We start from the raw sequence: 22,580 nt of genomic DNA, 5'->3' as shown, positions 1-22,580 counted from the left end.
AAGCAACGGCGGATAACCAGATCCAGGCGAGGTACTCCACCCCCAACGGCGGATAAACGACAAGTCACAGCGGAAAATCGACACCCGACGGCGGAAAATCGACACCCGACGGCGGAAAAACGACACCCCACGGCGGAAAACCAGATCCAGGCGAGGTACTCCGCCTCCAACGGCGGATATTCGACAAGCAACGGCGGATAATCGACACTCACCGGCGGATATTTGCCCTCAGACAGAGAAAAAAGAGAAGTAGTCCATACCAATCTATTGAATGTATACAAATAGGAGGAAAACGCTATGACATATTCTATCGTTGGTTTTGATCCGGAAACAAAAGAATTAGGCATTGCGGTACAGTCTAAATTTTTAGGCGTGGGTGCTGTTGTACCGTGGGCTAAAGCGGGTGTAGGAGCTGTTGCTACTCAATCCTATGCCAATACAGCATATGGCCCAAAAGGCCTTGAGTTAATGGCAGCCGGCAAGTCAGCAGAAGAAGCAATCATGCTGTTAACAAGTGATGATAACGATCGTGAAATGCGACAAGTTGGACTTGTAGATGCAACAGGTCGCTCCGCAACGTTTACAGGCAAGGAATGCTACGATTGGGCCGGCGGCATAGCGGGAGAAAACTTCGCAGCGCAAGGCAATATTTTAGTAAGTGAAGAAACAGTGCAAGCAATGGCACAAACGTTCACTGCATCAACAGGGACGTTAGCGGAGAGATTGCTTGAAGCACTAGCAGCGGGACAATCCGCTGGTGGCGATAGTCGTGGCATGCAATCTGCTGCGTTGCTTGTTGTGAAAGAAGGTGGCGGCTATGGTGGCTACAACGATAGATTCATTGACCTTCGTGTAGAGGACCACGCGAGCCCTATTGAGGAACTAACGAGATTGTATCGACTGCACCGCTTATATTTCGAACGCACGAGTTCTCCTGAAAATGTAGTATCTATCGAAGGTGAAGTAGAACGTGAAGTGCAAAGTCATCTCAAGCGCCTCGGATACTTAAAGAATGATAGTGACCTACACAAAGCCCTGACCGCCTACATTCATACGGAGAATTTCGAAGAACGTGAGCAAGAACTAGGGAAAATCGACCGTGATGTGCTTGAATATATGAAAACACAAAAAAATAAATAGACTGTAAGTCACAAGATTAAGTTCCTCTTATGGGAAACAGATTAGAAGTGAAAATCTGCTTTTCCATAGGGGGAACTTTTTATATTCAAAAAATTTATTGAAGTTAATGTAGGGTTGAAGAAGTAAGGGCTCATTATGAGCTGCGAAACTTTAGCTAAAGCTGAAAGAAGCATTTGTAACAGTTTAATTATGAGATTGTTCGATAAGTAAGAAAGAATGAACAATTTCGCACTGAGATAATTTTAAAAGAATTGTAGAAGATTAAGAAAAAGGAAAAACACCAAAAAGATTAAAGATGAGACAATCCAAGCATTATATAAAGAAAGTGATTATCTTTTGACATACTCTTCGAGGACGCAGCGCTGAATGATGCCCTTTCTTCAGTAGGGAACTAGCAAACTTACTTTTATATATAACTTCAATATTGAAGTCTCCTAGTTATATGACACGTACAGTATAGGTGAAATATATTACTGGAAAATATTACTCTGGAAAAATAAAACACCAAAAAGTGTGTCTTGTCTAACCCCCCCATCCTGTAAAACAATAATAAAAGACACCATCACCGTAATGGAAGCGATTACATTACACCTAGAAATACCACATAATAGAAAGGTGAAAAAACAATAACTGATTGGGTGCACCAAATCAAAAAACTACAATACCTGAACGTAAGGTAACAATTGTAGCATATTGTCAAATACCTTCCCTTTTGAATATAATACTCTGTACTGTGAGGATTACTATAAGTTGTAAGATATGTTCATGGTCACTAAAAGCGATTAGTTGTATATTTCACCTCAATAGTGTGTTAGTGTTGAGTATGCTTATAGTAATATTTGGTAATACAAGTAGTATGTTGTCGAAAGAAAGGGAGAACACAATGAGCATCTCTTCAAATACGAATACTGATTTTCATACATTAACAAATGTCACTGAATCTAACTTTTTCGCAATCGGAATGTTTAAAGACGGCCAATTTTATGTACAACTTCATGAAGAGGCATTCTCTATGACTTTTACTGAACAAATTGTAATAGCAAACGACATTTTATATCAATCCATCGTAAATAATACAGAATTACTAACATCTTTAAATGTAACGACCAACGATTTGGTTTTGATTAAGTCGGGAGGGACACCTGCTAATTTAGTCTGGAATTTTACCGACCAAATTGGACTCCTAATTTTAAATACAAGATGACCTTCTTATATGAGGAGGTCTACTTATTGAAAAGTAACCATGATAAAGGTGTAACCAGAGAAAGTCGAAATACTCCCCTGATGACCTTTAATTCATAGAGATACAAAACATACTTTTATTTGTCAAAACACTACTTAGTTAGACAAAAAACTTTTATGTTTCTCAACATTACATTAGCTGCTTGTTTATAGAATGAACCTAGCGTTTTGATAGAAGGAAAAATGAAAAGTCTAATGAGACTCTAGCAATTTTCTGTGATACAACCAACAAATAATCCTAAATTAATAGTTATAGAATGGTCTCTTAAGCAGAGTTATTTTCTAACCCAGCAATCTTATTATATAAATATATGAATTATTAATTCATGAGTTCGCAACTAGATATTATTCACCAACAATTATGAAACAATTACTACGCTATTAGTTTTATGTTGAGCATGATATATGTCAAAAAATTAGATACAGCGAAAAAGATGCATATTTTTGCATTCTTTCCCTTTCAAGGAGTGAAGAAAAACATGAACGTATTCAGGGTCACCACGATTGGACGTAAATATGGTGTCTTGTTTTCTATTATGATGTGTGTGTTTTTAGGTGTATTTGCTTTTATAAGCTATACTATCTTAGACTTAATGGATGAATTTGAAGAAGTGGAAGCCAAAAGTGATGCTGCAGTTACTATTACTGAGATAGGGTCAATTTTCAGACAAAAATTCATTCTTACAAATGACTATATGACCAACATAAAAGAAGATACTTTGGAATCTTACGAAGAGTTGGATACGTTATTTGTTGAAAAAGCAGATGCACTCAAGCCTGTTTTAACGCAGGAGCGTGCAAAAAAATTACATACATCAATCATAAGTGTAAACGATGAATTAAATAATACATTTATACATACGATTCAACCAACTATTGATGATACACGGTCTAAAGGTAACTTAATCAGTGTATCTGATCTCATTTACCTACAGAACAAAATAAATGAAGTACGTGATGTAAACGTTATTCTCCTAAATGAGCTGAAGAATATTGTACTTGAAGAACGTAAAGTTATTACAAAAAACATGCAAGAAAAAATAAGAAGTATGCTTGAGACTGCATTTATTGTAATTGCAGCAGCATTTATTGTTTCATTTATTTTACAAATTGTAGTAAGTAGACAAGTAAGCAAACGTTTGAAACAGACGGTTACACTCTGTGATGAATTAGCAAACGGAAACCTTGCAGCAACGAACATAAATACCAAATCAAAAGATGAAGTGGGGCAAATCGCCACTGCTATGAACCAACTGCAAAAAGAGCTTGATGCATCGATTCGTGAGATTATGAATTTATCAAACGATGTAAATCAAATGTCACGAACACTGAGCGAAAATGCGGAAGTAACATCGCAGACTAACATTGAGATTACAGAGTCTATAATGTATGTAGCGACAAGTGCAGATAAACAAAAACTTCTTTCTGAAACAACAAACGAAGCAGTCGAAGATATATCGAGAGAAATTCAAGTTGTCACGGATCGGATTCAAGATGCTAATGAATTAACTGAATCCTCAACATTCCTTGTTTCGGAGGGGACATCACATGTTCGTGATGTTGTTAAACAAATGCAAACTATTAACCAAATGGGTGTAAAATTAAGTAAAGCGATTCAAACATTAAATGGACAGTCTAAAGAGATTCGACAAATCGTTACATTAATTACGGATATTTCAGAACAAACAAATTTACTTGCGCTAAATGCCGCTATTGAAGCAGCAAGAGCTGGAGAAAACGGTAAAGGTTTTGGAGTTGTGGCTAGCGAAGTTCGTAAATTAGCCGAGCAAACAGCGCAAGCAGCAGGTAAAATTGCTGACATATTACGTTTGACATATAAAGAAACTGAAGAAGCTGTTGATGTGATGAATGAAAATACAGAAGCAGTAAAAGAAGGTTCTGCACTTGTAAATGAAGTTGGGGTAATCTTTGATCAAATCGCTTCTTCAATTCAACAAGTTAAAGACTCTAATACTTTAGTTACTGAAGCAGTAACAAATACGAATGGCAAAATGGCAATTATGCTGCAGTCAGCTCATGAAATTAACGAGGTTTCCGTTATATCAGCAAGTAATTTAGAGCAAGTAGCAGCGACAACTGAAGAGCAGAATGCGACCATTCAAGAGTTATCAGCATCATCAAATGAGCTGTCTCAAATGGCAGATAGATTAAAACATTCATTTGCAAAATTTAAACTATCAAATGATTAATTGGAAAAGTCTTCTAAAGTAAAACAATCAGGCTGTCGGGACCTCCCTCGACAGCTATTTGTGTTCCAATTTTTTACAACATTCACCACATCTTGTGAAGTGTAGTGAGTACTGATGATTGAGCTCTTTAAAACGATTAGGTTTGAATTGTGGTTTCAGTGTTTCTAGCAATTCTAGTAAAAGCGCGAAAATTATCGTAAAGAAAATATTGACAGTTATGTGAACATAAGGGTAAGATAACTTTGAGAATTTTCTAAAAATATTAAAACCTTTCAGTAACAATGATTCTCAATTAAAATCAACATAATTTGATAACGCTTACAATAATAAAGGGGGGCATAAATTGATATTTTTTTATTTTAATATCCTCGTTACTATCGTTGCAATCTATCTTTTTATAAAAAAGAAGAACTCGCTTTTCTTAATCATGCCATTCGCCGCACTAACTATCTACTTCCTCATCGATGTCGCTATGTTTCCAGCACCGTTTTTCGAAACTCTCAAATTTGTATTCAGCTTGAACTAACTCAAAACACTTAAGTTAAATGACTGCCGAACTATCTATTAGCTCGCACTGATTGCGAGACTCTTAAATGTTTATCCAGCTTGAACGAAAGCTAGTAATTTTAAGGGGGTGATCTATGTATTAAAACGAACCTGCTGTGTGTAGTGGTGTTTTCACGGTCTTATTGAAAAAATCACGGGGGTGAGCTGCTTGAAAAAAATCGAAAAAAGTGTGGCAGACAGCTATTTTAGAGAACGAACACGGAATACTGTCATCTATTTAATTATTTGGTTTATTGTGTCGTTCGGTGTAGCTATGTTTGCGGAATCATTACAATTTTCTATTTTAGGGGGATTTCCGTTTCATTACTTTATGGGGGCTTTTGGCTCTATCGTAACCTTCATTATTTTATTATTTGTAAACGCTATTCTGTCAGATCAAATTGATAAAAAGTACGGCATAGATGAAGCTAGAAATGAGCAGGTTAGCCAGGGGAAAGTACTAGATCATTAAAATACTAGATAAGAAAATTGGGGGAAATCCTAACATAAAGGGGGATGGAAATGGACGGACAATTTTTGGTCTCATTATCCATTATTTTATTAACGTTTGCACTTTATATCGGTATTGCAATTTATAACAAAGCAAAAGCAACATCGGATTTCTACGTTGCATCTCGTGGGGTACCACCTGTATGGAATGGGATGGCAATTGGTGCAGACTGGATGAGTGCTGCATCGTTTATCGGTTTAGCCGGTACTGTTATGCTTCTCGGCTACGACGGCCTCGGGTACATAATGGGTTGGACGGGAGGTTACCTACTCTTAACGTTCTTACTTGCACCACAGCTACGGAAATACGGTCGTTATACAGTTCCTGAATTTATCGGGGACCGTTTTGAAAGTCATACTGCACGCGTAATTGCGGCCGTTTGTACGATTATTATCAGTTTCACATATTCAATCGGTCAATTATCAGGTTCAGGGGTTGTTATCGGGCGCTTATTTGAGGTCGATGCAGCGATCGGTACAATGATTGGGGTAGTGCTTATTGCCTTCTACGCTGGTTTCGGTGGAATGAAGGGAATCACGTGGACACAGGTTGCCCAATATATCATTCTCATTATTGCTTACTTAATACCCGTTATTTTCATGTCGATGCAAATTACAGGGAACCCTGTACCATGGGTATCTTACGGGGGAATTGTAGAAAAGCTTGGTGAGATAGACCGTGAACTAGGTATCTCTGAATACTTTGCACCGTTCACAAACGGTACGAAGTGGCAATTTTTAGCGCTAATGTTTACGTTAATGGCTGGTACAGCAGGTTTGCCACACGTTATCGTGCGCTTTTATACAGTATCAACGATGAAGGCTGCCCGCTGGTCTGGTGCGTGGGCGTTATTATTCATCGGGCTATTATACTTATCAGCTCCGGCGTATGCTGCATTTTCACGTTACATCATCATGAAAAATGTGGTGGGCCAAAAGATTAGTGAATTGCCAGCTTGGACCACGTCATGGATTCAAACTGGGAAACTATCAATTGCTGATGGCAATGGCGATGGTATTCTTCAGTGGAGTGAGCTCGTTATTAACAGAGATATCGTCGTTATGGCAACACCGGAAATTGCGAATCTTGGTATGTTTGTTATCGGTTTAGTTGCAGCCGGTGCGATGGCCGCCGCCTTATCAACAGCTGGTGGATTAATGATCGCCATCTCATCTTCATTTGCACATGATATTTACTATCGTGTATTAAAACCAAATGCCACGGAACAAAATCGTTTAAACGTGGCACGTCTTACAATCGTGCTTGCAACAGTGCTTGCCGGTGTAACAGCATTAAACCCACCGGGAGCAATTACGCAAATTGTAGCCTGGGCGTTTGCTCTTGCATCCGGAACGTTCTTCCCAGCCCTCGTACTTGGTGTATGGTGGAAACGCGCTAACTCCAAAGGGGTTATTGCTGGATTAGTAGTAGGTCTACTTGTCACGCTAGCGTACATTTACGCAGCGAAGTGGGGCGGCTTCACAATCGCAGGCATCATTGATACAGGTGCCGGTGTATTCGGAGCAGCAGCGGGCTTCATTGCAAATATAGTAGTTTCATTGATGACAAAGGCTCCATCACAAAAAATACAAGAAGAGGTTATGGACCTTCGTTACCCAGAACAAATGTCATACAAAGATGGCGAAGTGTGGATGGATTAACAATACTAGTGGCACCATGCCTGTAGCCTCTGTGGCTGCAGGCCTTTGGCAGTTAGGGGACGGTTCTCCTGCTTCCTTCGAATACCGAAGGAAGCGGGAGAACCGTCCCCATGCACTCAAATTAAATAACAAGGATGATGAAACATGCTACAAGACCACCCGATTTTTAGCGGAGCCACCGAGCTTCTGTCCATGTGCGAAAAAAAATCGTACAACAAGCACGATATTATTTTTCAAAAAAACCAAGCACGCCCCGGTTTGATGTTAATTACCGCTGGAGTTGCTGAAGTGTATATTAGCAGCGATGATCGTCGCGTCGAAGAGGTGCTTGAGGTCGTACAGCCCGGGGAACTCTTTGGGTTTTCTAGTCTTGCCAGCTTTCTTGGCGCGTCTCCATATGATGGGCCCGAGCAGCTGGTAGAGGTGCGAGCAATCGAGCAGGTGGATGCGCTTCTCATCCCATTTGATGTGCTAACGAAGCGTTGGGATGATCCAAACGTTCATGATTACTTGCTTCAGCAAATCTCTGTGCGCCTGCGAGATATTTACACATCGCTGGCCGAGCAGGTGAAGCTTGCGCGCCACTATGGGGAAAGCAAGGCGATAGTGACGCGTGTGCAAGATATTATGACCGATACAACAATCCAGGCCGAAGCTACGACAACAATCCGCAGCATCGCAGCGCTGATGGCCAAGCACCGAGTGAGCTCAATTCTCATATCGCAGCAAGGACAGCTACAAGGCATTATTACCGAACGGGACCTTGTAAACCGCGTATTGGCAGCGGGATACTCATATGACGAGCCTGCCGTCCATATAATGACTGTAAACCCTATCACAATCTCGCGCTTCGCTTACTTTTATGATGCGCTCTCAACCTTTTTACAGCATAACATTAAGCATCTCCCCGTTGTTGAAAACGATAGACTAGTTGGAATCGTAAGTCTGTCCGATTTGCTTCGTAAAAAAAATGAAAATATGATTCGCACCCTGCAGCAAGTGGACAATGCTAATCACGAACTCCTACCACGAATGAAATCAGCGATGTACGATGTGTTAGCTAATTTAATGCATGACAAAGTGCCTGTTGCACAAGTTCTTACTATTATGACAGATTTATATGATCGTCTTGTAAAGCGCTGTGTGCAGCTTGCTGTGGAGGAACTTGGTTCACCACCTTCAGCCTTTAGCTTTTACGTAATGGGCTCGAGTGGTCGTAGAGAGCAATTTCTACTCACAGACCAAGATCACTTTCTCGTGTACGAGCAAGATCACCCTTATTTTTCAAAGCTTGGTGAAAAAATAGTGAAGAATATGGAGCGGGCAGGCTATGCGCGCTGTAAAGGAGATATGATGGCGAGTAATCCGCAGTGGCGCGGCACGATACAGCAGTGGCGAGATCGCTTGCGTCAGTGGTCGATTCAATCAACAAATGAAAATCTACTATTAGCGCAAAACTTTTTTTCCTATCGAAAGCTATACGGGGATGAAGAAGTACACGAAACCTTTGAGGACGGTATTCGCGAGCTTTTGGACCGCTCAAAAATCTTCTTATATCGTCTTGCCCAGCTAGAAAAAGAGCATCCCGTTCCGACGCTTGACCAACCGATTCGCTCGTTGTTTCGCTTAGATCGTAAATCGATTGATATGAAAAAAGAAATATTATTTCCGTACCACCATAGTCTACAAATATTATCGTTAGTCCATCGTATTATTTCTGGCACACCGCAAGAGCGAATTCAACAGCTTGCTAACAAAGGAGTGCTAGAAGCCGACTTTATTAAGGATATAACGACGGCTATTGACGAAGTGATGACAGTCTATGTAACGAGAAAGTGGCAGCAGCACACAAGACAGGAACAGTCATCATCCATTTTAATGTTTACACATATGACGTCTCGGGAAAAAGAAGAGTTAATTCTTAGCCTAAAGTCAATTCGCGAACTACAAGGTCTTTTATACTCAAATTTCAGCCTGTGATGTAAAGTGTGAATGTTAGCAAGTTAAATATTACGTCACAATGGGCCTTAGGCTTGTACAATTGCAAACTTTAAAAATTATGATGACGCGGAACGACTAAATTTTACAGGAGGTGTCCATGTTGTTTTTTCTAAGGAAGCCTTTTTCGATGAACATAAACGAGGAAATCCCACTTTCGACACCGATTGAAGATGTATCGTTTACTGTGTTCGATACAGAAACAACGGGCTTCCAAGTAACGGGAGTAGACCGTTTAATTGAGATTGGAGCTGTTCATGTGAAGGGACTCGAGGTGAAAGAGCAAGACATTTTTCAAACGTATGTCAACCCAGACCGCGACCTTCCACCATTCATAACAGATTTAACAGGGATTACCGAAAACACGATAAGTAAAGCACCACACTCACTCGATGCGATATCAAGCTTTTTTTCATTCATGGAGAATCATAACAGTAATTGTATGGTGGGCCATTATATATCCTTTGATATGCTTGTTTTAAAAAGTGAGCTAAAGCGCAATAAACTTCACTTGAAGAAGCAACCTACGATTGACACACTCGATGTAATAAACTTCATCGCTCCAACATATGACACGCAAATTCGTGACCTCGAGCGCTATGCGATGGCATTTGGCACGCGTATTTACGGGCGCCACAATGCACTAGGAGACGCTCTTACAACAGCCTTTCTATTTGTCGAGCTACTCTCGCAATCTATCAGCCGTGGCTCAAAAACGTGGGGAGACTTGCTAAAGTCAACAGACAATGAAACACGGCAAACATATTAAAAGCATCGGAATCTCATCCGATGCTTTTTACGTGATCCATTTGATTAGGTGTTACATGTTAGGTAAATAGTGTTCGGCCGATGCCTGTGTGGGCTATTCCACTACAAACGGCGGAAATGCCTATAATTTGTTACACTACAAACGCGGAAATGCCTATATAATTTGTTACACTACAAATGGCGGAAATGCCTGTATAACTTATTCCACTGCAAACTCCACGGATGCCTTCGCATCTGGCCATGCATCATCAACAAGCCAGAATTCAATCTTATAGTTACCAGGCTCTAATCCCTCGCTAGGAGCCCCAAGATCTCCATTTCCATCTGGAACAGTCGCTTCCATCAGAAACTCTTCCCCTTGTTTCAGCTTAATTTCCTCCATGACTTGAATAAATGACTTATCCATCGAATAGGTGTAAATGTGCTCGCCATCTTTATAGAGCTTATACTCAAAGCGTTGTCCACTTGTAAACGTTAATGTTTGCTCTTGTTCAGTTTGATTTTTCACCTTGAAAAAGAATGTATACGTTCCATCGCCAGTTTCTTCATACGTTAAGCTTGGTTCTAATGTACCGGCCACAATGCCACCACCATCGTTAGATTCATCATCGTTAGGAGTTGGTTCACTTGTCGTTGTGGAGCATCCTGCTATCGCAAATAGCGCTACTGCCATCATAATAAATAACTTCTTCATGTTTGTCAGTCCCTTCGGTAATTGTGTGATGTCATACTTATATTTCCGTGTGTCTTAATATTTTTAAAAGGTATATAACTGTTATTCCCGCGCCGGCTGCGGTTTCAAACTATTTGACGAGTATAATCTCATTTTGTTACAACTATTTCACATTTTTCTCACATGGTAAAAAAACAACAACATGTCAGTCGAACAATAAGATGACGATTTGACGTGTTATAGGCACTAACTTGTCCTAAGTAATGTCGAAACGACGGAGGGGGAAGATTACTGTTTGCCAATTCGCGCTGTATTTTTACAATGTGCTTCGTTGTAAAAATGACTATCATAATCACTATTTCTTAAAAATATGCTTCTTCGATGAAAAATTTTATCTTCTCGCTTAGGCTAAACAGTTTTTACCGTTCATATCGATAAAAAGTCATAGGTAAAGGCTTTTTTACCTAGTTAAAGCTTGTTTTTTTTAGAATTTTACAAAAAAAAGTGACGAAACCCTTGTCCCGATTGGCTTTAACAGGCATATATTGTTATCCAAGCTAATAAAATGGTTACAAACCTGTCAAAGAGAGTGTTTGAGGTGAGGGATCGTTGAAATGTTTTCGAAGATATAACATAGATACTATTTGAATATGACCTGTAAAAAAGCACTTCTTCGTTGCAGCCCTTATGCGAGTCTCATTTCACACTTCTCACATCCAACTTAGGGAGGGCGAGTGGTGTGCACGATTACATCAAAGAGAGAACTATCAAGATTGGAAGGTATATCGTGGAGACGAAAAAAACCGTTCGTGTTATTGCGAAAGAATTTGGCGTTTCCAAAAGTACTGTCCACAAAGATTTAACCGAGAGACTGCCGGAAATTAATCCTGAATTAGCGAATGAAGTAAAAGAAATCCTCGATTATCATAAATCCATTCGCCACTTGCGTGGAGGCGAAGCCACAAAGGCAAAGTATAAAAAGGAGGAAGAGCCGGTAAGCTAAGGCAGGTTAGTACACAAAAGTGGAATTCTGTTCGAGGTGCTTACGCGTGGCGTCTCGAACAGAAACATAATGGTAGGTAATGTGAATCGACATCATCCGACTTTTTTTGTAAAAAATTTTATGGGATTATGCAGAATTTGTCTAATATATGGTAGAATATATAATTAGGATTAGTATGTACGTTTTGTACGAATAGCAAGGAGGAGCTAGTCGGATGTATGCAAGGGACATAGGGATTGACTTAGGTACCGCAAACGTGCTCATACACGTTAAAGGAAAAGGAATTGTACTAAACGAACCATCAGTTGTAGCGATAGATAATCATACGGGAAGAGTGCTCGCTGTCGGTGAAGAAGCACGACGTATGGTCGGCCGGACACCAGGAAATATAGTAGCAATTCGTCCCCTTAAGGATGGGGTCATTGCTGACTTTGATGTAACAGAAGCAATGCTAAAGCATTTTATTAACAAATTAAATGTAAAAGGCTTCTTATCCAAGCCACGCATGCTTGTATGCTGTCCGACTAATATCACTGCTGTTGAAAAGAAAGCTATTAAAGAAGCAGCCGAAAAAAGTGGTGGCAAAAATGTCATGCTGGAGGAAGAACCAAAGGTTGCTGCAATTGGTGCAGGAATGGATATTTTCCAACCAAGCGGTAACATGGTAGTCGACATTGGTGGAGGAACAACAGATGTCGCTGTCCTATCAATGGGCGATATCGTAACAGCCTCATCTATAAAAATGGCTGGTGACAAGTTTGACAACGAAATCATTCAGTACATAAAACGCGAGTACAAGCTATTAATCGGTGAAAGAACCGGTGAAGACATTAAAGTCAAAGTAGCAACAGTATTCCCTGGCTCACGAAACGAAGAAATCGACATTCGTGGTCGTGACATGGTTAGTGGTTTACCACGCACCATCACGGTAAAATCAACCGAAATCGAAGAAGCCCTTCGCGAATCAATCTATACGATTGTACAAACATCGAAGAGCGTCCTAGAAAGAACACCACCAGAACTATCAGCCGATATTATCGATCGCGGCGTAATCTTAACAGGCGGTGGCGCACTATTGCACGGATTAGACATGCTATTAGCTGAAGAATTAAAGGTTCCTGTTCTAATTGCCGAAAATCCTATGGAATGTGTAGCAATAGGCACAGGCATCATGCTTGAAAACCTAGACAAGCTTCCACGTAGAAAATTTTCATAATAATATACGCACGAACTTATACGATATACGCAAAAACTTATACGCGCGAACTTGAAAACTCGGTCACAAACTGTGGCCGAGTTTTTTTGTGTTGCTGTTACTTGGAAGTGACGAGTTCGCACTCAATTACACCCATAAAAGAGGGATTTCACGTCGGGAATATGGCAACTTGGTGAACATCGACACGGAAGTGGTAGATAATCGACATGAGAGTGGTAGAAATTCGACACGGGAGTGGTAGATAATCGACATAGAAGTGGTAGATAATCGACACGGGAGTGGTAGAAAAGAGACATGCGACCGGAAGAAAAGCGAAAACCAGGCGCCGGCAGAAACCAAAATCCAATGGTCACGCCCCAAGCGGCGGATAATCGACACGCCACCGCGGATAAACGACAGATTACGGCGGATAACCGACACCGCACGGCGGAAAACCAGCCCCCCGCAGCCGCACCCCCACCCCACCGCGGATAAACGACACCCCACGGCGGATAAACGACAGGTTACAGCGGATAAACGACACCGCACGGCGGAAAACCAGATCCCCGCAGCCGCACCCCCACTCCACGGCGGATAATCGACACTCCACGGCGGATAAACGACAAGCGACCGCGGATAATCGACACCGCACGGCGGATAACCGACACCGCACGGCGGAAAACCAGCCCCCGCAGCCGCACCCCCACTCCACGGCGGATAATCGACAAGTCACGGCGGATAACCGACACCGCACCGCGGATAATCAACATATCACCGTGGATAACCACGCCCTCCCAGTGAAAAGCCAACACAACAAGGCTGAAAACCAGACCCCGGCGTTACGCACTCGCTCTAAAGCGGATATTAGACAAGTGATCGTAAAACTGGAAATCCAGTCCCTGTGGGTTACGGGTTATCCTCACACCTCACGTCATAGGTCGGATTCCTAACCCCAACCAGCGTCAGCAATGCACCACTTCTAAGGAACCCGCTATATCCCTCGCATCCACCTCGCATCCATTATCTCTTAAACAGTGTTTTATATTAATCTCCCGAACCGTAATAAAAGACACCCCGAAACACCAAATACAAAAATATCCAACTATGTAAAGAAATTATGCCACTATTTGCATAATAAACTCCATTCTTTCCGCGGCAAATATCCATTATCGTAAGAATGAAAACCCTTACATAAATTAGAAGGAGGAACTATGAGTTGAGGACTAAAAAATACGTATCTTTTCTATTAATGTGTTTACTAGTGTTTCAACCGGTCGCACCGCTATTTAACAACATCACAGCTGCCGCCGAACTAAACACAAATACCCCTACACAACCGATTCTTGATTTTACAGTCAGCAAAGCTCGTTACAATCCTGGCGAACAGGTTGAGATGACACTTGCTTTCAATCAAGACGTAGAGTGGACTGACAAATTGAAAGTGGAGGTCTACCACCTTAATCAAAAGATTGCAGAGGGAGTTAAACCTATCTCAATGTTTACAGAGGGGTCAAATCAACTCCAACTTACGTGGGTGCCACCCGTTACCGATTTTCGTGGCTACCTTGTAAAAGCATTCATCGAAGGGCAGCCAGCTCAATACAAAACAATTGCTATCGATGTATCGAGTGATTGGACTCGCTTTCCGCGTTACGGGTACACAACGGAATTCCCACAAGAAACACAAGCAGAGAGTGATAAGAAATTCCAAGAGTTGTCACAGCAATATTACTTAAATGGATATCAGTTTTATGACTGGATGTGGCGCCATGATGTGTCTGTGTACTCTGAAGTAGATGAGAATGGTAAGCCAATCTTAGACGAGAATGGTAATTTCATAGCGGCTCCGATTGACGAAAATACCGCTTATGACGACTTGTTAGGGAGAGAACTGTTTCCGTTAACAGTTAAGCAACAAATTGAAGCGGCACAGAAGTTTGGTTCTGCTGCGATGGCGTATGAGATGAATTATGCCGCGCGCGAGAATTATGAGGATTATGGTGTGAAAAAGGAATGGGGATTATTTAGACACAATGCTACGTTCCCAGACCCTGATCCACAGAAATATCAAGAAGGCTTCTTCTTTGATTGGGTCGATCCGCCAACAGCTCTTTATTTGCAAGATCCAGGTAACCCGGAGTGGCAACAATATATTTCAGAAGAGTTTGTTCGGGCAGTCAATGATTTTGGCTTTGATGGTATCCATCTTGACCAATGGGGCTGGCATGATAATGACTACTTATACGATTATTTTGGAGAAAAACGTTATTTTTCATTAGATTATGACTCGTTAATTAATGCAGTAAAAGATTCGTTATTAGCAAACAGCACAGAGAAAAACTTTGTTACGTTCAATATGGTGGGAGGCAACGGAGGTTATAGTGCGGTGCCAGACCCTAACACGAAAACAGATTTCGATTACAGCGAAATCTGGCAAGACAAAGACAATTACCGAGATTTAAAACAAGTTATCAATGACACTCGCAGTAAAAACGGAAACAAAGCGATGGTCATCGCGGCATACATGAACTACAAGCAAGCAGCGGGCGATCACTATGAAGCAGCTGATGTTGAAAATGTACCGGTTGCTCCAATTGTGATGCAGTCAAGACTAGGCCAGATTCCAGGCTGGGTTGGTGATTTTGGTAAAAAAGACGAAGATAAAATCATCTGGACAGTAAATGTCCCGCAAGCCGGCACGTATGATTTAACACTACGCTATGGTCATGGCAATGACGGAGGACATCCAGAAGGCCGATTGACGGTAAACAACGAGGAAGTAGCTTCACAAATTTCTTTTTCAGAAAAAACTGGCTGGGGGAACCCAATAGCTACTGCAACGACTCAAGTAGAGCTTCAAGCTGGCAAGAATACCGTTATGCTGCAGCTTAACTCGAACAATCTATGGTTAAATGTTGATAGTTTGGAAGTAGCGAACGAAACATCAGTATATGAATATGAAGCTGAATATGCTGATTTAATTAGCTGTAAAGTGGATAAGTTCGGTCATGTTTACTACTTTGAAACAAAAGGCGATTACGTACAATTTGATGTATATGCGCCAGAAGCTGGTTCATATCCAATATCGTTCAATTACGGAATCGAACAAACGGACATTACGCGTCATTTATTTGTGAATGACCAGTCGATAACAGAGCTATCTTTCCCAACAACAGGGGGCTGGGAGTCGTTTGTTGAAGGCGGTCAAGAGATAGTCACTCTTAATGAAGGGCACAACACCATTACATTGAGAGCAACGGCAAACGATACCGGCATGAAGCTTGATTATTTACGTGTAGGTGACAAGCGTTATGAAGCTGAAAAAGCAACATTAGACTGGGATTCACCAGTAGCATCACAAATTCAAATCGAGCCTGGTCAAACAGAAGCCGGCTTTGTTGAAAATCTAAACACAGGTGCCGATTCGGTTACATTTGATGTGTACGCAGAAGAAACAGGCACGCAGGCAGCACACCTATTCTATGCAACATCTAATAATCCGACAGCTGCTGTGAGTGTAAATGATACGATTTCACAACATGTCAACATCACTTCATCAGGACATTGGGCATTTGAAGACGGTTGGCAAACAGAACTGGTACCATTACCGCTTGTAGAAGGTAACAACGATGTAAGAGTTCAGCTAACAAGTGACAACGCGTACCTTGACCTTGATGGCTTATACGTTGGGGAAAAGACAATCACTCAAGACGTTTACGGCGCTACTGCTGGTGGCAATGTGAAGATAAATGGTGAGAAGACTGATGACTTTAATGGTGCTGCTGGTAACTATGTTGAATTCACAGTTAACAGTACGGATGGCGGAATGTATGATGCATTTTTCTCTTACCGCACAGGTACAAGTGATACATCAGGTACCATAACAGTAAACAGCGAAGAGCAAGGCACTGTTATTTTTAAAAATAACGGCTGGGCTGATGGAAACTGGTGGGGGCTTGCTCGCACAAATGTTATCCTTCAACCTGGTGAAAACAAAATTCGCCTGTCTGTCGCAAGTGAAAGCACATATTTAAATTTGCATGGCCTTGAATTATGGCAAGGTACAATGTATGAAGCAGAAGAGGCTCAAACAGTTGGTGTCAATGTAACGGCAAACTCACATATTGGCGATTTTAACAATCCAAAAGGTGATAGTGTCACGTTTAACGTACAGTCTGCTGAAGGTGGGCTACAAGACGTTACCATTACGTACCAAACTACAAACGATGAAGCATATCAAGTAATCATCAACAACGAGTTATACGCTGAACCAATTACATTATCCGCTTCTTCGAACGAGTGGGCACAACAAGTGATCACGCTTCCTGTACAAGTAGGTGATAATACAATCACATTAATGCCTTACACAACGGGTACTTTACTGCTAGATAATGTTTCGCTAGATGATACAGTATTTGAAGCAGAAACCGGTGTGTTAACAGGAAAGGCCTCCCTAGGTTCGGCAAATTCTGTTCGAGGATATGCCTATAACTTTGGGCAAGAAGGAGACTATTTAACTTTTACAATAAAAGGTATTGAACAAGCAGGTGAACTTCCACTCACTATCACTTATAAAAATAGTGAAGCTAGCACAACTCGCGCCATTAAAATCAATGGCAAAAAAGCAGGCGCCCTAGACTTCCCAGTCGTGGAGGATTGGAGCACTGTTACGCTGCCGGTATACGTAGCAGAAGGCACAAACGAGATTACGATTTTAACAGAAGACGCATCAGATATTCGCATGGCAGTTGACAAAATAGAACTAGCTGGCTTCACGAAACAAGCTGAAGAAGCAGACACTGGCTGGAAAGCTGTCGCACCGAAACAAGGAAGTGTCAACGTAGAGCTTGGCAAAACAGATAACCATGGTCATACAGGACAATTTGTTACATTCGATGTACATGCAAAAGAAGACGCAGACTCTATCATTTTTAAATATCGTACAGGTAACAACCCAAGCTTCGATATTTATGTAGATGATGTGCTTATTGCTGACAATGCTATTTTTGGTGCTACACCAAACGGTTGGGATGGAAGTATTGCTGAAAAAGAAGTAAAGGCAAACCTATCAGCTGGCGCTCACACAATTAAGCTAGAGATGGTAACGGAAGGCCAGTATATTAACATAGATAGTATTCTAGTAGCGAATGAAGAATATGAAGTTGAAGATGCTGCGGCAATCTCTAGTGATATCAGTGTATCAACGGGACATGTATTTGACTTTAAAGATGAAGGTGACTTTATTACGTTCCATGTGTTCGCCGAGCAAGCTGGTGACTATGACGTAGAGTGGAACTATAACAATGATTCACAATCGATGCGCCCAGCAACACGCGCAGTTTATGTAAATGACGTAAAAGTAGCAGACCTTACATTTGAATACTCAAATGATTGGTTATCACATGTTCAGCCTGGAGTATCGTTACAAGAAGGCTGGAACACGATCACAATTCGTGTGGAAAACATCGATGATGACGGTGTGAAATTTGATTTCCTACGAGTTGGCGACAAAGCATATCATGCTGAAAAAGCTGATTTCACAGCGCCAATGGTAATTTTTAAAGACTTAATCACAAACTTTGGTCACCTTGGTGATGAAGTAACATTTACAATCGATATTGAAGAGCCAGGTGAAACATCCCTTATTTTCACATATGCAAATGAAGGGCCAGCAGCCTCACGTTCTCTATATATCGACGGTGAACAAGTAATGAACCCTGACGGCAAACCATTAAAAATGTGGTTCAACGGGACAGGTGATTTAGATAAGTATAATGAAGATGCGTATTACATTGCTTCTTATTTATCAGGTGGCGAGCATGACGTTACCCTTAAATATGAAAACGATGATAAAGGTTCCATTAATCTTCGTCGCTTAACGGTCGGTTTCTTCGATGAGCCATCTGTACGCTTAATGGATGCTGGCTTAGCAGCGTTAGGCGCAACCCACATCGAGTTAGGAACAGCAGAAGACTTGGCAGAAGGACCAAACATGCTAGCGCATGAATATTATCCAAACCGTAGTAAAAAAATGAAGGAATCTACTAAAGCAGCGATGCAGCAATACTATAAGTTCTTCGCCGCTTATGAAAATGTATTGTTTGATAGCGTGGAAGACGAATCTGTTCAAGTAACAGTGACAGACAACAATCAAACGCTAGCTACAAGCAAGGACGGTACGAAAAACAAACTATGGACAGTTGCTCGTAAAAATACGGACAATCCAGGCTTTGAACAGTATGATGTGCTTCACCTTATCAATCTATTAAATAATGACGAAAACTGGAGAAATGCTGCTAACGAACCGGAATTATTGACGAATTTAACAGTTTCATATCCGGTCGGAATCACACAAGCTGATGCACCTAACTTAAAGGTATACGTTGCTTCACCTGATGAACGTGAAGGAACAATGCAAGAAGTCGACTTTGAATGGAATAATACATCACTCGAAATTTCCGTTCCAAGTTTACAGTACTGGTCTATGATTTTAATAGACAAAGATCCAGTAACGCCAACTGTTGAGTCGTTATTTGTTGGAGATGTTCCGAATTTAACTGTTGATGTTATTACACCTGATAGTGAAGTAGTAACAGGTACAGCGCCAGCTGGGTACACTGTTACGGTTATGGCAGATGGCACAGTTCTTGGCACAGGTGTAGTAGGAGAAGATAATCGTTTTACAGTGGAAATTCCGTCTCAACCAGTTGATACGAAATTAACGATTTCACTAGCTGATGAGATGGGCGAAGCGATCGAAGACCAAGAAGTGAATGTAACGGATAAAGCACCGATAGACGAGTGCTTTATCGCGACAGCAGCATACGGTACAAAATTCACCCCTGCTGTAACGTTGCTACGTCACTTTAGAGATGATTTCTTATTAACAAGCGCAGTCGGAACGAGATTCGTAGAGTTTTATTACGAGCACTCACCAAAGATCGCAGCCTTTATCGCTGATAGCGGTACGTTAAAGACGCTAGTGCGTGCTATGCTAATGCCAGCCGTCGGCGTCGTGTATATGGTGTATCATCCGATGCTGCTTATACTTGTAAGTATGGGTGCGGTGTCTATGATTTGGATGTATAGAAAAAAACGTGCACAGCGTGTAATACAATAATTTTAATGGGAGTAACCTCGAGAAAAGCGGGGTTACTCCTTTTTTTTATATGGAAAGTGTGGGGCTATCTTAGTTTAGGGGAGTGTTAGTGATGGCGCGAATAACAGCCCTCTTAAGCGGGGAATGGGCGGAGCGGAAAGAGAGCGGGAATCAAATTAGCGGGGAATACGCGGGGGGATGAGCGGAAAATGAGCGGGAAATGGGGGGATTGGGTGGGGGACATGCGGAAAATATGGCAACTTGGTGAACATCGACACGGAAGTGGTAGATAATCGACATGCAACCGGTAGAAATTCGACACGGAAGTGGTAGATAATCGACACACAACCGGTAGATAATCGACACCAAAGTGGTAGAATAACAAAACCACGCGCGAGCAGAAACCAAAATCCAATGGTCACGCCCAAGTGGCGGATAACCGACAAGCGACGGCGGATAAACGACAAGCGACGGCGGATAATCGACAAGTCACGGCGAATAATCGACACCGGACGGCGGAAACCCAGACCCGAGCAGCCGCAGACCCACCCCGCGGCGGATAATCGACAACCCGCGGCGGATAACCGACAAGTCACGGCGGATAACCGACAAGTCACGGCGGATAATCGACACCGGACGGCGGAAAACCAGACCCGAGCAGCCGCAGACCCACCCCGCGGCGGATAACCGACACCGGACGGCGGAAACCCAGACCCGAGCAGCCGCGCACGCACGTCACGGCGGATAACCGACACCCCACGGCGGATAACCGACAACCCATCGCGGATAAAAGTAATCAGCCAGTCACGCAACTAGTAACAGTGACACCAAAGTAGAAATCGTTGATCCGGACAGAGATATCACTGACTATGAACAAAGTATCCACAAATCACAGGCTCACACTTGTTAGGCCGATATCTCCTTCCCGCCCTACCCTTAATCAAAATTAACTATCCAACTACACGCGTCCATCTCATCAATTTTTACGGTAACAACACTCCACCACACCTCAAAAAAAGTGCAAAAAATTACGCGAATAATAACATAAGACACCTTTTTCGCCCCTGCCCAACTACTTCCATCTCTAACATATAAAAATAAGACACCAACGCCTTAATGTAAGCGGTTACCCAAAACGACAAAAAAACAGATAATGAGAACGTAAACAAAACCAAATCAAAGAAGTAGGGGGTACACAAAATGAAACTTTGGAAATCAGTGATGGCCGGCGTTTCCATTACGGCTCTATTATTAGCAAGTGCTTGCTCTGGTGGTTCAAGTGGATCAACGGAAACAGCTAGTGGAGGAACTAGCTCGGACGGAGCAGCTGCAAAAAATAAAGTAACAATCGAATATTGGCACACGTACAGTGACCAAGAAGAAAAAGTATTAAATGAAAAAATTAAACCATTATTTGAAGAAGAGCATCCTGAAATTAACTTGAAGCTAACTCGTATGCCATACGAAGGATTAAAGCAACAAGTAATCGCAGGTGTATCAGGTGATGCAGCACCAGACTTAATGCGTATGGATATCATTTGGGTTCCGGAATTCGCAAAAATGGGTGCATTAAAAGAAGTAAGTTCAATGGAAGGCTTTGAAGGTGTAAAGAACAGCTTATTCGAAGCACCAATGGCAACAAACCAGTTCGAAGGAAAGTACTACGGGCTACCAGTTAACACAAATACAAAAGTAGCAATCTATAACAAATCATTAATGGATAAGGCTGGTATCACAGAAGCTCCAAAAACAATGGACGAGTTAGCAGAAGCAGCACGTAAAGCAAACGCTGCAGGCGCTAAAGGCGGAATTGGTATCAGTGGTGCGTTCTCATGGGCATGGTTACCATACTTCTGGAGCTTAGGTGGTCAATTAACAAATGATGACTACACTCAATTTGATGGATACCTAAACAGTGAAGCAAGTATCGCGGCAGTTCAGCAAATTGCTGACTGGCATAACGAAGGCTTAGTAGCACCAACAATTTTAGGTGGAGAGCCTGGTTCATGGGATGGTATGAAAAATAATGAATATTTAATGATTGATGACGGCCCTTGGTTCTATAGCGTTCTTATGAATGAAGAAGGTAGTGAATTCAAGCCATTAGATCAAACTGTAAAAGCATTAGTGCCAGCTGGTGACGGTGGTAGCCGTTCTGTAATTGGTGGAGAAAACCTTGTTATGTTCGCAAACTCTAAGCATCCAGAAGAAGCTTGGACATTTGCTAAATGGATGATGACAGAAGAGCCACAAAAGATTATGTCTGAATTAGGATTAATCCCAACTAACAAAGTAGCAGCTAACGATCCAGCATTCGTAGACGGTCCATTCGTTAAAGAATACGTTCAACAGTTAGAAACAGCATTACCACGTACTCCAATTCCACAATGGTCAGAGTTTGAAGGAATCATCAACTTAAACTTTGAAAAAGTCATTCGTGGCGAAATGTCAGCAAAAGAAGCACTTGAAGATGCAACATTGAAGGCAGAAGCTTTATTAAAATAAGGAAACTTAACCTTACACTGATATACTTC

Annotated in this window: 12 protein-coding genes and 1 pseudogene; 12 read left to right on the top strand and 1 reads right to left on the bottom strand. The window is 41.7% G+C overall.

What is annotated here, in order from left to right; genetic code table 11:
* The first annotated feature begins 297 nt into the window (after nucleotides 1-297).
* From EJF36_RS19665 to EJF36_RS19635, 8 genes and pseudogenes are all read left to right on the top strand, one after another.
* A complete protein-coding gene (locus tag EJF36_RS19665; RefSeq protein WP_125907926.1) occupies nucleotides 298-1,140 on the top strand; it encodes a DUF1028 domain-containing protein in 843 nt (280 codons plus the stop codon).
* An 883-nt stretch (nucleotides 1,141-2,023) separates the two neighbouring features.
* Entirely contained in the window at nucleotides 2,024-2,344 is a 321-nt protein-coding gene (locus tag EJF36_RS19660; RefSeq protein ID WP_125907925.1) for a hypothetical protein, read from the top strand.
* Nucleotides 2,345-2,771: 427 nt separating this feature from the next.
* Nucleotides 2,772-3,641, top strand: a pseudogene (locus EJF36_RS22310) (HAMP domain-containing protein); the annotation flags it as partial.
* Nucleotides 3,627-4,592 (top strand): methyl-accepting chemotaxis protein, encoded by a 966-nt coding sequence (locus EJF36_RS22305; protein ID WP_395940651.1) that lies wholly within the window; start codon nucleotides 3,627-3,629, stop codon nucleotides 4,590-4,592. The pseudogene EJF36_RS22310 and the gene EJF36_RS22305, both read left to right, overlap by 15 nt.
* Before the next feature lie 715 nt (nucleotides 4,593-5,307).
* Nucleotides 5,308-5,610, top strand: a complete 303-nt coding sequence (locus tag EJF36_RS19650; protein WP_125907923.1) for a DUF4212 domain-containing protein — start codon at nucleotides 5,308-5,310, stop codon at nucleotides 5,608-5,610.
* A gap of 50 nt (nucleotides 5,611-5,660) precedes the next feature.
* On the top strand, nucleotides 5,661-7,310 hold the full coding sequence (locus tag EJF36_RS19645) for a sodium:solute symporter family protein (protein ID WP_125907922.1): 1,650 nt from the start codon (nucleotides 5,661-5,663) through the stop codon (nucleotides 7,308-7,310).
* Between the two features lie 144 nt (nucleotides 7,311-7,454).
* Nucleotides 7,455-9,290: a DUF294 nucleotidyltransferase-like domain-containing protein gene (locus EJF36_RS19640; protein ID WP_125907921.1), complete on the top strand. Its 1,836-nt coding sequence runs from the start codon at nucleotides 7,455-7,457 to the stop codon at nucleotides 9,288-9,290.
* A 121-nt stretch (nucleotides 9,291-9,411) separates the two neighbouring features.
* A complete protein-coding gene (locus EJF36_RS19635) occupies nucleotides 9,412-10,077 on the top strand; it encodes a 3'-5' exonuclease (RefSeq protein ID WP_125908465.1) in 666 nt (221 codons plus the stop codon).
* A 198-nt stretch (nucleotides 10,078-10,275) separates the two neighbouring features.
* Here the strand turns inward: EJF36_RS19635 and EJF36_RS19630 are convergent, their stop codons facing one another.
* Entirely contained in the window at nucleotides 10,276-10,770 is a 495-nt protein-coding gene (locus EJF36_RS19630) for a BsuPI-related putative proteinase inhibitor (RefSeq protein WP_125907920.1), read from the bottom strand.
* Nucleotides 10,771-11,488: 718 nt separating this feature from the next.
* Between EJF36_RS19630 and spoIIID the strand changes: the two genes are divergently transcribed.
* From spoIIID to EJF36_RS19600, 4 genes are all read left to right on the top strand, one after another.
* On the top strand, nucleotides 11,489-11,752 hold the full coding sequence (gene spoIIID, locus EJF36_RS19625) for a sporulation transcriptional regulator SpoIIID (RefSeq protein WP_125907919.1): 264 nt from the start codon (nucleotides 11,489-11,491) through the stop codon (nucleotides 11,750-11,752).
* Between the two features lie 214 nt (nucleotides 11,753-11,966).
* Nucleotides 11,967-12,968 (top strand): rod shape-determining protein, encoded by a 1,002-nt coding sequence (gene mreB, locus EJF36_RS19620; RefSeq protein WP_125907918.1) that lies wholly within the window; start codon nucleotides 11,967-11,969, stop codon nucleotides 12,966-12,968.
* A gap of 1,195 nt (nucleotides 12,969-14,163) precedes the next feature.
* A complete protein-coding gene (locus tag EJF36_RS19610; protein WP_125907916.1) occupies nucleotides 14,164-20,067 on the top strand; it encodes a glycoside hydrolase family 66 protein in 5,904 nt (1,967 codons plus the stop codon).
* 1,179 nt (nucleotides 20,068-21,246) lie between these two features.
* Entirely contained in the window at nucleotides 21,247-22,551 is a 1,305-nt protein-coding gene (locus tag EJF36_RS19600; protein ID WP_125907914.1) for an extracellular solute-binding protein, read from the top strand.
* The last annotated feature ends 29 nt before the right edge of the window (nucleotides 22,552-22,580 follow it).

It is taken from the genome of Bacillus sp. HMF5848 (genome assembly GCF_003944835.1).
In the GTDB taxonomy this organism is placed as follows: domain Bacteria; phylum Bacillota; class Bacilli; order Bacillales; family HMF5848; genus HMF5848.
This window is presented reverse-complemented; position numbering and strand designations above follow the sequence as displayed.

What these genes read in the sequence shown, in the direction of transcription:
- EJF36_RS19665 (WP_125907926.1), top strand. Translation starts at nt 298, where the DNA reads ATGACATATTCTATCGTTGGTTTTGATCCGGAAACAAAAGAATTAGGC.
- EJF36_RS19660 (WP_125907925.1), top strand. Translation starts at nt 2,024, where the DNA reads ATGAGCATCTCTTCAAATACGAATACTGATTTTCATACATTAACAAAT.
- EJF36_RS22305 (WP_395940651.1), top strand. Translation starts at nt 3,627, where the DNA reads ATGAACCAACTGCAAAAAGAGCTTGATGCATCGATTCGTGAGATTATG.
- EJF36_RS19645 (WP_125907922.1), top strand. Translation starts at nt 5,661, where the DNA reads ATGGACGGACAATTTTTGGTCTCATTATCCATTATTTTATTAACGTTT.
- EJF36_RS19640 (WP_125907921.1), top strand. Translation starts at nt 7,455, where the DNA reads ATGCTACAAGACCACCCGATTTTTAGCGGAGCCACCGAGCTTCTGTCC.
- EJF36_RS19630 (WP_125907920.1), bottom strand. Translation starts at nt 10,770, where the DNA reads ATGAAGAAGTTATTTATTATGATGGCAGTAGCGCTATTTGCGATAGCA.
- mreB (WP_125907918.1), top strand. Translation starts at nt 11,967, where the DNA reads ATGTATGCAAGGGACATAGGGATTGACTTAGGTACCGCAAACGTGCTC.
- EJF36_RS19600 (WP_125907914.1), top strand. Translation starts at nt 21,247, where the DNA reads ATGAAACTTTGGAAATCAGTGATGGCCGGCGTTTCCATTACGGCTCTA.